This window comes from Micromonospora sp. SD19, assembly GCF_054462275.1.
On record NZ_JBTLMN010000015.1, the window covers coordinates 1 to 13,118 of the forward strand.

At 71.7% G+C, this 13,118-nt stretch carries 11 protein-coding genes and 1 rRNA gene; 6 read left to right on the forward strand and 6 right to left on the reverse strand.

The window, feature by feature from the left end; genetic code table 11:
• Positions 1 to 71, forward strand: a 5S ribosomal RNA gene (gene rrf / locus ACX27O_RS31320); the annotation flags it as partial.
• 86 nt (positions 72 to 157) lie between these two features.
• Here the strand turns inward: rrf and ACX27O_RS31325 are convergent.
• Positions 158 to 844 (reverse strand): hypothetical protein, encoded by a 687-nt coding sequence (locus ACX27O_RS31325; RefSeq protein WP_030336594.1) that lies wholly within the window; start codon positions 842 to 844, stop codon positions 158 to 160.
• Positions 845 to 913: 69 nt separating this feature from the next.
• Between ACX27O_RS31325 and ACX27O_RS31330 the strand changes: the two genes are divergently transcribed.
• Genes ACX27O_RS31330 through ACX27O_RS31340 form a run of 3 tightly spaced genes read left to right on the forward strand, consistent with a single transcriptional unit; the run spans position 914 to position 5,294 of the window.
• Positions 914 to 3,532, forward strand: coding sequence for a valine--tRNA ligase (locus ACX27O_RS31330; protein ID WP_030336593.1), 2,619 nt, complete (start codon positions 914 to 916; stop codon positions 3,530 to 3,532).
• Positions 3,529 to 4,863, forward strand: coding sequence for a bifunctional folylpolyglutamate synthase/dihydrofolate synthase (locus ACX27O_RS31335; RefSeq protein ID WP_030336592.1), 1,335 nt, complete (start codon positions 3,529 to 3,531; stop codon positions 4,861 to 4,863). Before ACX27O_RS31330 ends, ACX27O_RS31335 begins: the two co-directional genes overlap by 4 nt.
• Positions 4,860 to 5,294: a DUF4233 domain-containing protein gene (locus ACX27O_RS31340; RefSeq protein ID WP_458940529.1), complete on the forward strand. Its 435-nt coding sequence runs from the start codon at positions 4,860 to 4,862 to the stop codon at positions 5,292 to 5,294. Before ACX27O_RS31335 ends, ACX27O_RS31340 begins: the two co-directional genes overlap by 4 nt.
• 42 nt (positions 5,295 to 5,336) lie before the next feature.
• On the opposite strand, the gene ACX27O_RS31345 is transcribed toward ACX27O_RS31340, so the two are convergent.
• Positions 5,337 to 6,794, reverse strand: coding sequence for a VOC family protein (locus tag ACX27O_RS31345; RefSeq protein ID WP_210862213.1), 1,458 nt, complete (start codon positions 6,792 to 6,794; stop codon positions 5,337 to 5,339).
• Between the two features lie 142 nt (positions 6,795 to 6,936).
• On the opposite strand from ACX27O_RS31345, the gene ndk reads away from it, so the two are divergent.
• Positions 6,937 to 7,362, forward strand: coding sequence for a nucleoside-diphosphate kinase (gene ndk / locus ACX27O_RS31350; protein ID WP_458940530.1), 426 nt, complete (start codon positions 6,937 to 6,939; stop codon positions 7,360 to 7,362).
• 61 nt (positions 7,363 to 7,423) lie between these two features.
• Here ndk and sigJ read toward each other — a convergent pair whose 3' ends face one another.
• Together sigJ and ACX27O_RS31360 are read right to left on the reverse strand one after the other, a co-directional pair.
• Positions 7,424 to 8,350: an RNA polymerase sigma factor SigJ gene (gene sigJ / locus ACX27O_RS31355; RefSeq protein ID WP_458940531.1), complete on the reverse strand. Its 927-nt coding sequence runs from the start codon at positions 8,348 to 8,350 to the stop codon at positions 7,424 to 7,426.
• Complete coding sequence (locus ACX27O_RS31360) at positions 8,299 to 8,730, reverse strand: carboxymuconolactone decarboxylase family protein (RefSeq protein ID WP_247676182.1); 432 nt, start codon at positions 8,728 to 8,730, stop codon at positions 8,299 to 8,301. The genes sigJ and ACX27O_RS31360 overlap by 52 nt, the downstream gene beginning before the upstream one ends.
• A gap of 228 nt (positions 8,731 to 8,958) precedes the next feature.
• On the opposite strand from ACX27O_RS31360, the gene ACX27O_RS31365 reads away from it, so the two are divergent.
• A complete protein-coding gene (locus ACX27O_RS31365; protein WP_030336580.1) occupies positions 8,959 to 10,509 on the forward strand; it encodes an alkaline phosphatase D family protein in 1,551 nt (516 codons plus the stop codon).
• Positions 10,510 to 10,575: 66 nt separating this feature from the next.
• Here the strand turns inward: ACX27O_RS31365 and ACX27O_RS31370 are convergent, their stop codons facing one another.
• Together ACX27O_RS31370 and ACX27O_RS31375 are read right to left on the reverse strand one after the other, a co-directional pair.
• Positions 10,576 to 11,754: an acyltransferase family protein gene (locus tag ACX27O_RS31370; protein WP_209444607.1), complete on the reverse strand. Its 1,179-nt coding sequence runs from the start codon at positions 11,752 to 11,754 to the stop codon at positions 10,576 to 10,578.
• A gap of 294 nt (positions 11,755 to 12,048) precedes the next feature.
• On the reverse strand, positions 12,049 to 13,068 hold the full coding sequence (locus ACX27O_RS31375; RefSeq protein WP_030336576.1) for an ArsR family transcriptional regulator: 1,020 nt from the start codon (positions 13,066 to 13,068) through the stop codon (positions 12,049 to 12,051).
• Between the last annotated feature and the right edge of the window lie 50 nt (positions 13,069 to 13,118).

Sequence of the window (13,118 nt, forward strand, 5' to 3'; positions counted from 1 at the left end):
CGGAAGCTAAGCCCTCCAGCGCCGATGGTACTGCACTCGTGAGGGTGTGGGAGAGTAGGACGCCGCCGGACAATCTTCCAGAAAAGGCCACCCCACCCGGGGTGGCCCTTTCTGCGTCTGCTCGTTTTCCGGTGAACTGGGCGCCGACCGGTGCGGGTCAGTTTCGGGTCTGCATGCCGTCGCGGAGGTCGCGTAGCAGGTCGCCGGCGTCATTGACCGACCGGCCCGGGAACATCGCCATGACCACGCTGCCGTGGTCGGCCCAACCGCACACCGCGAAGTCCCCTCCCTCGCCGCTGGTGCTGCCACACTTCAGCACGCCGCCGAGGTCGCCCGCGGGCAGCTCGCGCAGCCCGTTCACCGCACCGGTCTCGTCCGACATCAGGCGGAAGAGGCTGTCCAGGTCCCGTTCCGGCTGCCAGAGCAGGGTGGTGCCGCCGAAGATGAGCACCGAGCGCTTCTCGTCGGCCGGGTCGCGGTAGACGGTGCCGAAACTGCGGTCCAGCTCGATGTTCGCCGCCAGGCCGCTGCGCAGATAGTCGGCGGTGCTCTTCGCCCGCTCGCTGTCGTCGCGGGTCAGGCCCACCACCTGATCAGGTGAGGTCAGTTGGGTGTCCTTCTGCTGCGCCACCCGCCACCCAGCGACACCGAGCACCCCGGCACCGGCGAGACCGACCACCAGCGCGGCCCCCCAAGCGATCTTGCGGCGGCGGGACCAGCCACCGGATCGTTCGTCGGGATCGCCCCCGGAGTCTCGGGTGCTCAGCTGGATCGGCTCTTCGGTCAGCTCGACCGGCTCCCGGCCGCCGTCGAGCGACCGCTGGGTGAGATGTGCGTCGGACATAGCCGACACCGTACGCGAACGGCAGGTGGCGCACGTCAGGTCTGCGGAAGCGCTCCGTAGACTTGTCCGGTGACCGAGAGACTGGATGCCCGACGCCCCGACGCCCCGACCCTTGCCGGCCAGTATCAGCCCGGTGAGGTAGAGCAGCGACGGTACGAGCAGTGGGTAGCCGGCGGGCACTTCCGGGCCTCCGCCGACAGCGACAAGCCCCCCTTCACCATCGTCATCCCCCCGCCGAACGTCACCGGCTCCCTGCACATGGGCCACGCGTTCGAGCACACGCTGATGGACGCATTGACCCGTCGCAAGCGGATGCAGGGTTTCGAGGCGCTGTGGCTGCCCGGCATGGACCACGCCGGCATCGCCACCCAGAACCTGGTCGAGCGTCAGCTCGCCGCCGAGGGGCTGTCCCGACACGACCTCGGTCGGGAGAAGTTCGTCGAGCGGGTCTGGCAGTGGAAGGCCGAGTCCGGTGGGGCCATCCTCGGTCAGATGCGCCGCCTCGGCGACTCCGTCGACTGGGACCGCGAGCGCTTCACCATGGACGAGGGGCTGAGCCGCGCCGTCCAGACGATCTTCAAGAAGCTCTTCGACGACGGCCTCATCTACCGGGCCAACCGGATCATCAACTGGTGTCCGCGGTGTCTCACGGCGCTCTCCGACATCGAGGTCGAGCACACCGACGACGACGGCGAGCTGATCTCGATCCGCTACAGCGACGAGGTCGTGGTGGCCACCACCCGGGCCGAGACGATGCTCGGCGACACCGCCGTGGCGGTGCACCCCGACGACGAGCGCTACCAGCACCTGATCGGCACCGAGGTCGAGCTGCCGCTGACCGGCCGCCGGATCCCGATCGTCGCCGACGCGCACGTCGACCCGTCCTTCGGCACCGGCATGGTCAAGGTGACCCCGGCCCATGACCCGAACGACTTCGAGATCGGCCAGCGGCACGACCTGCCCGCGCTGACTGTGATGGACGAGCGGGGTGTGATCACCGTCCCCGGCCCGTTCGAAGGGCTGGACCGGTTCGAGGCGCGCCCGGCGATCGTGGCAGCGCTGCGGGAGCAGGGCCGGATCGTCGCCGAGAAGCGCCCGTACGTGCACGCCGTCGGGCACTGCTCGCGGTGCAAGACCACCGTCGAGCCGCGGCTGTCGTTGCAGTGGTTCGTCAACACCGCCCCGCTGGCCCAGGCCGCGGGTGACGCGGTGCGCGACGGCCGGGTCCGCATCGAGCCGGCCGAGCTGGCCAAGCGCTACTTCGCCTGGGTCGACAACATGCACGACTGGTGCATCTCCCGCCAGCTGTGGTGGGGGCACCGCATCCCGGTCTGGTACGGCCCGGCCGGTGAGATCGTCTGCGTCGGCCCGGACGAGGCGCCGCCGACCGGCGAGGGCTGGCACCAGGACGAGGACGTCCTGGACACCTGGTTCTCCAGCGGCCTGTGGCCGTTCTCCACACTGGGCTGGCCCGAGCAGACCCCGGACCTGGCGAAGTTCTACCCGACCAGCGTGCTGGTCACCGGGTACGACATCCTGTTCTTCTGGGTCGCCCGGATGATGATGTTCGGCCTCTACGCGATGGACGGCCGGCCGCCCTTCGACGTGGTCGCGCTGCACGGCATGGTGCGCGACCAGTTCGGCAAGAAGATGTCGAAGTCGTTCGGCAACGTGGTCGACCCGCTGGACTGGATCGACCGGTACGGCGCCGACGCCACCCGGTTCACCCTGGCCCGGGGCGCGAACCCCGGCCAGGACGTCCCGGTGAGCGAGGAGTGGTGCCAGGGCTCGCGCAACTTCTGCAACAAGCTCTGGAACGCCACCCGGTTCGCGCTGATGAACGGCGCCCACACCACGGGTGACCTGCCCCCGACCGAGCAGCTCTCCACCGTCGATCGGTGGATCCTGTCCCGGTTGGCGCACGTCACCGCCGAGGTCGACGAACAGTTCGAGGCGTACGAGTTCGCCAAGGTGTGCGACCTGCTGTACCACTTCGCGTGGGACGACGTCTGCGACTGGTACGTCGAGCTGAGCAAGCCGGTGCTCGCCGAGGGCGGCGAGCGGGCCGAGGCCAGCCGTCGGGTGCTCGGGCATGTGCTCGACCAGCTGCTGCGGCTGCTGCACCCGGTGATTCCGTTCGTCACCGAGGAGTTGTGGCTCGCGCTGACCGGCGGCGAGACGGTGCAGGCCGCCGCCTGGCCGGTGGCCGACCGGTCGCTGGTCGACGACGCCGCCGAGGCCGAGCTGCTCGGCGTGCAGCGGGTGGTCACCGAGATCCGCCGGTTCCGTTCCGACCAGGGGCTGCGTCCCACGCAGCGGGTGGCCGCCCGGCTGGACGGGCTGTCCGGTGCGGGTATCGCGGCCCACGAGCCGCTGATCCGTTCGCTGGTCCGGCTGGACCCGGCCGGTGACGACTTCCAGGCCAGCGCCACGCTGGCCATGCCCGGCGCGGTCGGTGTCGCGTTGGACACGCGGGGGTCGATCGACGTGGCCGCCGAGCGGGCCCGGCTGACCAAGGACCGCGCGGCGGCCGAGAAGGAGGCCGCGCAGGCCCGGGCGAAGCTCGGCAACCCGGCCTTCATCGGGAAGGCCCCCGAGCCGGTGGTCGCGAAGATCCGCGACCGGCTCGCCACCGCCGAGGCCGACCTGGTCCGGATCGACGCTGCTCTGGAGACACTGCCCTCGTGACCGACCGTACCGATTTCGCCGCCGTCGAAGCCGAGCTGAACGCCCGCGGTTTCACCCGCATGGTCTTCGAGCTGGACCGGATCGAGTCGCTGCTCGACCTGCTCGGCAGCCCGCAGCGGGCGTACCCCGCGATCCACCTGACCGGCACCAACGGTAAGACGTCCACCGCGCGGATGATCGACTCGCTGTTGCGGGCGTTCGGGCTGCACACCGGCCGTTACACCAGCCCGCACCTGGAGACCGTGCGGGAGCGGATCAGCCTGGACGGGGAACCGGTCAGCGAGGAGCGGTTCGCGGCGGTGTATCAGGAGATCAAACCGCTGGCCGAGCTGGTCGACGCGCGGTCGGACGAGCCGCTGACGTACTTCGACATGACCACCGCCCTGGCGTTCGCGACGTTCGCCGACGCGCCGGTCGACATCGCGGTGGTCGAGGTCGGTCTCGGCGGTGCCGAGGACGCCACGAACGTTCTCCAGGCCGGGGTCTGTGTGATCACCCCGATCGGGTTGGACCACACCGAGTGGCTCGGCGACACGCTCCAGGACATCGCGTTGGCCAAGGCCGGCATCATCCACCCGGGCGCCACCGTGATCGCGGCAGCGCAGGAGGAGGAAGCGGCGGGCCCGCTGCTCGAACGCTGCGCCGAGGTCGGGGCCACCATCGCCCGGGAGGGCGGCGAGTTCGGCGTGCTCGGTCGGGCGGTCGCGGTCGGCGGTCAGGTGCTGCGCCTCCAGGGCCTGGGTGGCGTGTACGACGACGTGTTCATCCCGCTGCACGGCGCCCACCAGGCGCAGAACGCGGCGGTGGCGCTCGCCGCGGTGGAGGCGTTCCTGGGTGCGGGGGCTCGACGTCAGCTCGACATCGAGGCGGTCCGGGAGGGTTTCGCCTCGACCAGCTCCCCGGGCCGGCTGGAGCGGGTCCGTAACGCCCCGACCGTCCTGCTGGACGGGGCGCACAACCCGCACGGCATGAAGGCCACCGTCACCGCGCTCCAGGAGGAGTTCGCGTTCAGCAAGCTGGTCGCCGTGCTCGGCGTCCTCGCCGACAAGGACGCGGAAGGGCTGCTGGAGCTGCTGGAGCCGGTGGTCGACCAGGTGGTGGTCACCCGCAACAGCTCGCCACGGGCGATGCCGACGGAACAGCTGGCCGCGCTGGCCGCCGAGATCTTCGGCGAGGAGCGGGTGGCCTCGGCCGAGGAGATGCCGGATGCGATCGAGCTGGCGGTGGCGATGGCCGAAGAGGACGTCCCCGGTGAGCTGAGCGGGGTCGGGGTGCTGGTCACTGGGTCCGTGGTGACTGTCGCCGACGCGCGCCGGCTGCTGAAGCGATGACCAGCCCGGAGCGGGACCCGCACACCTCCGAGGATCCGACCGGTTCGCCGGTCGAGCCGCCGGTGGGGGAGCAGCCCACGGCCGGGCAGCCACGGCGCTCCGGGTTGCGCAACCCGGAGCGGGCGGTACGCGGTCTCGGTGCGGGCACGCTCAGCCTGGAGGCGCTGGTGCTGCTGCTGGCGATCCAGCCGATCCGGGTGGTCGGCGGTGACCTCGGCGGCGCCGCGATCGGCGCGGTGGTGGCGTTGGCGGTGGCCGCCGTGGTGCTCGCCGGCATGATGCGCCGCCCGTGGGCCTGGAACGCCGGCACCGTGCTGCAGGGCCTGCTGCTGCTGGGCGGTCTGCTGCACTGGTCGCTGCTCGGGCTGGGCATCATCTTCGCCCTGGTCTGGGCGTACGCGTTGCATGTTCGCCGCGTCATCCTCGGCTGAGGACGACCCGTCGGCGACGCCCGGAGGCGGGAGCGGGCCGGGTCAGGCGTCGGCGCGTTCGCGCCACTGGGTGAGGGCGACACCGTGGCCGTCCGGGTCACGGAAGGCCGCCGCCCAGCCCTCCAGCTTGGTGCCCCGGTTGACCACCCGGGGCGCGTACGTGAAGCGGACGCCCGACCCGCGCAACCGTTCGTACGCGGCCTCGATGTCGTTGACCTCGAGGTTGACGTGCACGAGGCGGCGGCTGATGGGCGCCGCCCCGGTCACCTCGCGCAGCACGATCCGGGTCGCCCCGGAGGCGAGGACGGCGTTGTGGGCGCCCTGGTCGACCTCGCTGAAGCCGAGCACGTCGCGGTAGAAGCCGAGCGACCGGGACAGGTCGGTGACCAGCAGGGTGAGGCCCACCCCGCTGATCGGTGCGGCGGGATCCGCTGCCGAGTCGGCGGCGAACCCGAAGATCGCCCGGTCGAACTCCTCGTCGGTCACCGTCTCGGGTGCGGCACCGGCCGGGGAGGGATCGTCCAGCGGAAGGTCGAGCGGGTCCAACGGGTCGGCCGCACCGGGGCCGGACCGCTGCGCGGGCGGCGGGTCGAAGCGCTGCGCCGGCGGGTCGACGGTGTCGTCGGAGGGCGGGATGACAGTGTCGTCCTCCGTGGCGTCGAACCGGTCCGCGACGGGTTCGTCGAAGCGCTCCTCGGCGGGTGAGCGGGGGGCTGGGGTGGCCCGCCGTGGCAGCCCGCCGGCCTGCGGTTCGACGACGACGCCCTCCAACACCACCGGGCCGCCCGGGCTCTGGTGCATCACCACGGGCTCGCGTTCCTCGGCCACGACGCCCGCGTCGTCACGCCGGAGATCGTCACGCCGGGAGTCGGTGCGCAGCGGGTCGGCGCGCACAGGGTCACCGAGCGGGTCCCGGAACGGGTCACCGACCGGGTCACGGAAGTCCTCGCGGAAGTCGTCGTCCGGTGCGCGGTCGGCCCACGGCGGCGCGTCCTGCTGGATCAGCACCTCGTCCATCGCCTCCGCGTCGGCGAACTCCGGCGGGAGGTCGGCGACGGCGGCGGCGGTCTCGGCGTGGGTCGGCACCTCGTCCCAGAGGACCTTGACGTGCCGCTGGTCGTCCAACGCGACCCGGATCGGCAGGGTCTGGCCCAGCGACGGCCACTTGGAGACCGGCACCCTCGGCTCGATGATCTTCTTGGACCGGGGCGGCAGACCCGGGGCGTCGATCACCAGTTGGAGTTCGCAGCGGCCGAACGCGTACTGGGTGGGTGGTTCCGAGGCGCTGTGCACGTGCCCGACGCCGACCACCCAGGTACGCCCGCCGCCGCGTACGGTCGCCAGCGCGATCGCCAGCACCAGCAGAGCGACCCCGAGAGCCACGATGGCCCAACTGGTCATGCCCAGGCCGAAGAGGACGACGAACGTGGCAACGGTGCCCAGCACCGCGCCGATCAGCTTGCGTACCGGCGCGATGGGTCGGTTCCCGCCATTCGCCACAGTGGACCTCCCGGGGGTCAGGACCAGGCTAGGCCGGATCGGCCACCGGGGGAAAGACCGGCCGCCGCGCCGACGCCGGGGCCGGGTCGCTAGGCTGACCGTACCGACCCCGAGCGTGAAGCGCGTACAGGAGGAACCCAGCGTGTCCAGCAACAGCCCGGAAGAGCGCAGCCTCGTTCTGATCAAGCCCGACACGGTTCGCCGCGGCCTGGTCGGCGAGGTCCTCTCCCGCTTCGAGCGCAAGGGGCTGCGGATCGACGCGATGGTGCACCGGACGATGGACGCCGCGCTCGCCGACGAGCACTACGCCGAGCACGTCGACAAGGCGTTCTACCCGCCGCTGAAGGACTTCATGACCGGCGGCCCGTTGGTCGCCCTGGTGCTCTCCGGCGACCAGGTCATCGACGTGGTCCGTGGGCTGGTCGGGGCCACCGACGGGCGCAAGGCCGCCGCCGGCACCATCCGCGGTGACCTGTCGCTGTCCAACCGGGAGAACCTCGTGCACGCCTCCGACTCGACGGACAGCGCCAAGCGCGAGATCGCGCTCTGGTTCCCCGAGCTGGGCTGACGCCCCACCGGCCGAGGGCCCGACACCACTGACGGGCCCCCGGCACCACTGACGCCCGAATTCAGCCGGTCGCCGGCACCTTCGCCGGGTTGCCGATCACGTAGATCCCGGTGATCCGACCGTCGGCCGCGGCGATGGTCAGCGTGTACCGGCTGCCGTCCGCGCGGGTGACCAGCACCGCGGGTTCCGCGTTGAGTTCGATCGGCTCCATGGTCACCTGATGACGTGGGCCGTAGACCCCGGCGTAGAACCGGGCGATCCGGTCCGCGCCGGTGACCGGGTTGAGGGCGGCCCGGGCCCGCCCGCCGCCGTCGTTCCAGGCGGTGGCGTCGGCGGCCACCAGGTCGGTGAGGGTGGCCAGGTCGCCGTCGCGGGCGGCGGCGAGGAACGCGTTCAGCAGCCGGTCCCGCTCCGGGCGGCTGGCGGTGAACCGGCGCTGCTCCTGGCGTACCCGGGCGGTCGCCCGGTGGTACAGCTGCCGGCAGTCGGCGACGGACCGGTCCAGGATCTCGGCGATCTCCGCGTACGGCAGGTCGAAGGCCGTGTGCAGGACGTACACCGCCCGCTCCGGCGGGGTGAGCCGCTCCAGGACGTGCAGCAACGCGGTGGAGAGCGAGTCGCGCAGCTCCACCCGGTCCAACGGCCCGAACGGCGAGGGCGCGGTCGGCACCGGCTCGGGCAGCCACGTGCCCACGTACGTCTCGCGGGCCGCCTGCCGGGCGCGTAGGCGGTCCACTGCCAACCGGGTGACCACCCGGGACAGGTACCGGCGCGGCTCGTCGACCCGTGCCCGGTCCACACCCAGCCAGCGCAGGTACGCCTCCTGGAGCACGTCCTCCGCGTCGTGCAGGCTGCCGAGCAGCCGGTACGCGAGCCCAAGCAGCATCGGCCGGTGCGCCTCGAGCGCACCGGCCGCCTCTGCTGCCGCCCGGGTGGTCACGCCTGGGCCGGAGGCTCCAGCCGCATCGTCACCCCGATCCGATTCCACACGTTGATTGTGGCAATCGCGATGACCAGGTCGGCCAGTTCCTTCTCCGACCAGACCTTCGCGGCGTCATCCCACACCTCGTCCGGCACCCCGTGCTCGCCCAGCCGGGTGACCGCGTCGGTGAGGGCCAACGCGGCCCGTTCCCGCTCGTCGAAGAAGGGCGACTCGCGCCAGGTGGCGACCGCGAACAGCCGCCGGCTCGATTCGCCGCCGGCGAGCGCGTCCCGGCTGTGCATGTCCACGCAGTACGCGCACCCGTTGATCATCGACGCCCGGAGCTTCACCAGCTCCAGCACCGTGTGGTCGACGTTCGTCTGGACGTACTTCTCCAACCCGAGGACGGCCTTGTACGCCTGCGGCACGACCTCGGTCGGGTTCATCCGTTGCACGACTACCTCCTGATCGGTTCCGACACCCATACGACGGTTGCGCCGGGCGCGTCGTGACAACCGGGACTGTGACCCCGCTCATGCCGGCGCGGCGATCGGGTGGGCGACAGGCCGACCGACGACCGACGGCCGGCGTTCGCGTCCGCGTCACCCGGGCCGCCGCTCACTGTCACCTCCGCCCGATAGACCCACGGGGTCAACCCATGATCGGGAGGAAGCATGACCGAGCTTGATCGACGTACCCTGCTGCGCACCGGCCTGATGGTCGGCGCCGGAGCCGCCGGCGGCGCGCTGTTGGGCGGTGCCGGCGCGAACGCCGCCCCGGCCTGGCGCCCGGCGGCGCGCCCGGTGCTCACCCACGGGGTGCAGAGCGGCGACGTGACCGCGGACTCGGCGCTGGTCTGGACGCGGGCCGACCGGCCGGGCCGGATGCTGGTCGAGGTGAGCCGACGACCGGACTTCCGGGGGGCGCGTCAGCTGCGCGGTCCGGTGCTCACCCCGAACGGCGACTTCACCGGGAAGGTCCGGCTGCGGGGCCTGCCGGACGCCGAGCGGCTGCACTACCGGGTGCGGGTGGAGAGCCTGGATCGGCACGGGGTGGTCAGCGAGCCGCGGACCGGGACGCTGACCACCGCGCCGGGACGGCACCGCCGACGCGACGTGAAGTTCGTCTGGACCGGCGACGTGGTCGGGCAGGGCTGGGGCATCGCCCCCGACTTCGGCGGCATGTCGATCTTCCGGGCGATGCGGCAGGCCCGACCGGACTTCTTCCTGTGCAGCGGCGACACGGTGTACGCCGACGGCCCGCTGGTCGAGTCGGTGACGCTGCCCGACGGGCGGATCTGGCGCAACCTGGTCACACCGGAGAAGAGCAAGGTCGCCGAGACGCTGGCCGAGTATCGCGGGCAGTTCGCCTACAACCTGCTCGACGAGCACCTGCGGGAGTTCGCCGCGGCGGTGCCGCAGATCAACCAGTGGGACGACCACGAGGTCCTGAACAACTGGTACCCGGGCGAGATCCTGGACGACCCGCGCTACACCGAGCGGCGGGTGGACGTGCTCGCCGCGCGGGCCCGCCAGGCGTTCAACGAGTGGCTACCGGTGCCGGTCGACGGGCCGATGTACCGGCGGCTGTCGTACGGGCCGTCGCTTGACGTGTTCGTGCTCGACATGCGCACCCACAAGGACCCGAACGACGGCAACACGTACGCCGACCCGAAGCGTGGTCTGCTCGGCCGGCAGCAGCGGGAGTGGCTGATCCGGGAGCTGAAGCGCTCCACGGCGACCTGGAAGGTGATCGCCAACGACCTGCCGATCGGAGTGGTGGTGCCGGACGGTCCGGGCGCGCAGGAGGGTGTCGCGCAGGGCGACCCGGGTGCGCCGGCGGGTCGGGAGCTGGAGTTCGCCGAGGTGCTGCGGGCCACCCACCGGGCCGGTGTGACCGGCATGGTCTTCCTCACCGCCGATGTGCACTACTCCGCCGCGCACCACTACGACCCGTCCCGCGCGGCGGTCGGCGACTTCACCCCGTTCTGGGAGTTCGTCTCCGGCCCGGCGCACGCCGGCGCGTTCGGCCCGAACGCGTTGGACGGCACGTTCGGGCCCCGGGCGGCCTTCGTGCACGCGCCGCCGGTGGCCAACACGTCTCCGGCGGAGGGCTTCCAGCACTTCGGTGAGGTCACCATCGACGGTGAGTCCGAGGCCCTGACGGTCCACCTGCGCGACCGGGACGGCGCCTCGCTGTGGAGCACCACCCTCCCGGCCCCCTGACCACAGCTCGTTGGTCGTGAGGTTGGCGGGGCGGACTGGGCAACCTGCCGTCCGCCAACCTCATGATCAGCGGCGGTCGCCGCCGGGAGTGAGGGCCGGCAGGGCGGGCACCGTCCGCTCGTTGGGGTCGGCCGACATGGAGGGTTCGGGGGTCGTCGGCGCGGGGGACGTCGGCGTGGCGGCCGGTGTGGCGGGGACCACCTTTCCCCGGCCGGAGAACCGGCGTCCCACCCCGATCATCGGCTGCTCCACCCAGCGGTAGAGCAGATCGGCGGCGAGCAGACCGACCACCGTGGTGGCGACGAACAACCGGGTGCTGTGCCCGGCGTACGACGGGACCAACGCGATCACCGTCGTCATGGCGAGGTACTGCACCAGGTACAGCGAGTAGGAGCGTTCGCCCACGAACACCAGCGGTCGCCAGGAGAGCAGCTTCGTCGGCAGGCCCGAGGCCAGCATGGCCGGGAGCAGCACCGCCACCGCCACCGCGTAAACGCCGATCATCAACTCCGAGTGACCGTCCTCGGCGGGCGGCCAGTACGGCAGCGACAGGTGCACGGCGACGAACCCGACGAGTACGGCGAGGGACGCCACCGGATGGGTCAACGGCCGGAACAGCGCGTACCCCCGGGGGTGGTGCATGACGACCGCCAGCAGGCAACCCACCAGGATCGACACGTAGTGGATCGGCCAGTAGGGCCAGTCTTTCTCGAACGGGATCAGCGCGACCAGAGCGGCGATGGCCAGCAGCGTCACCGCCATCCGGCGCAGGAACGCGGTGCGGACGAACACGAAGGCGAGCAGCGGCCAGACCAGGTAGAACTTCCACTCGATCGCGATCGTCCAGGAGTGCGGGAACGCCTGGTTCGGCGCGAACTCGTTGACCATGAGCAGGTAGAACGGCATCGACTCGCGCAGCCTCGCGCTGGCGCCGTTGAGGTGCGCGAGGGCGTACGTCGCGGCGAGCACCACCAGGTAGACCGGCAGGATCCGGAAGATGCGCCGGACGTAGAAGGACCGCAGCGACACCCGCCCCCGCGACTCCTCCTCGCGCAGCATCAGCGTGGTGATCAGGAAGCCGGAGAGCACGAAGAACAGTTGGACGCCGACCCAGCCGGACAGCCAGGTCCATCGCGGCCCCCCGAAGTGGAAGGCGACGACGATCACCGCGGCGATCGCACGGAGCCCGTCGAGGGCAGGAAACCGGCGCATCGCTCGGTATTCGGCGTAACTTATCGTGGCCACCCGCTGAATTCTGGGGAGCGGCACACAACGCGTCAAGGCGGCTCTCTGACGCCGCCTCGCTCCGGAACGCCACCCTCCCCGTGACCCCGAGCCGTCGAGCGGGGCGACAACTCCTTGATCAACAACGGTTGGGTGCCGGTCTTGCCAGCGCCGTTCGGCCCGGGCAGGCCGAACAGCTCCCCGTTGCCGACCGTCAGGTCGACGCCGCGGACCGCCTGGACCTTACGACGCTGTGATCCGCAGGCTAGGAGCGACGGGGACGGGTGGGAAACGGATTCGGATCGAGCCGAATGCTCAGGCCGAGGCGTCCGCCGGCTCGTCACCGACGAGCTGTACCAGTGCCAGACCGGCCGGTTCCAGGCCGTACAACACCCGCCGGCCCACCCGGCGACGATGCACCACACCGGCGGCCAGCAGCGCGGAGAGCTGCTCCGACACCGTGCTCGGGGCGAGCCCCAGAGCGGCCGCGAGGCCAGCGGTGGTGGCTGGCCGCGCCAGCGCCCGCAGCACCTGGGCACGACCTCGGCCGACCAGCATCGCCAGCCGGTCCGTGACCGGTGTCGTCCGGGCCGTCGAGGTCGGCCCACCCTCGGCGAGCACCACCGCCCCGCGCGCCTGGTAGGAGACGGCGATGATCTCCGGATGGTCGGTGGCGCAGATGAGTGCTCCCTGCGCGAAGACCAGGGGAATCAGCAGCAGCCGCTGGTTCACCGCCGTGAACTCCTGCTCCGACGGCTTCACCAGCGTCAGCACCGGCTTGTCCCAGCGCACCCGCTCGTGCAGGTCGGCCAGCAGCGCGTCCGGACCGTACGCGGCGAGCGCCCGGGCCCGGTGCAGCACCTCCTCGTCCAGCGCCGCCTGCATCGCCGGCCACCACGGTGCGATGGCCGCGTCCCAGTACGCCTCGATGCCGTCGGCGAGTCGCTCCAGGGCGGCCCGCCGGTCCGTGACGAACGGGCGGAGCCACTCCGGCAGGTCGTCCGGCTGGTAGTAGTGGGGGATCTGCTCGGCGATCACCTCAGCCGGCGTCGCGCGCAGCTCGGCGAGCTGGTCGGCCAGGGTCGGCGCGGCCGACGTGGGGATCGGGCTGAGGAAGTCCGGTGCGGGTAGGCCGACGGTCAGCAGCCGGGCCGGCGCGGTCGCCGGCACCTCGTCGAGCACCCGCCGTGCGTGCCGCGCCCAGGCGGTGTACGGCCAGGGCGCCTGCACCGGATGGCGGTGCAGCACGAACAGGCTGGTCAGCACCTCCCAGAGCGGGCTGGTGGCGATCCGGGTGCGGGACAGGGTCGGCTCGTCCAACTCGATCCGGATCACCCGGTCAGCCTAGGGTGCGGGAGCGCGCGTCACTCGGCGGTGGGGTGGGG

Coding starts and splice junctions, on each gene's coding strand:
- ACX27O_RS31340 (WP_458940529.1), top strand. CDS start 4,860: ATGACCAGCCCGGAGCGGGACCCGCACACCTCCGAGGATCCGACCGGT.
- ACX27O_RS31325 (WP_030336594.1), bottom strand. CDS start 844: ATGTCCGACGCACATCTCACCCAGCGGTCGCTCGACGGCGGCCGGGAG.
- ACX27O_RS31365 (WP_030336580.1), top strand. CDS start 8,959: ATGACCGAGCTTGATCGACGTACCCTGCTGCGCACCGGCCTGATGGTC.
- ACX27O_RS31360 (WP_247676182.1), bottom strand. CDS start 8,730: ATGAACCCGACCGAGGTCGTGCCGCAGGCGTACAAGGCCGTCCTCGGG.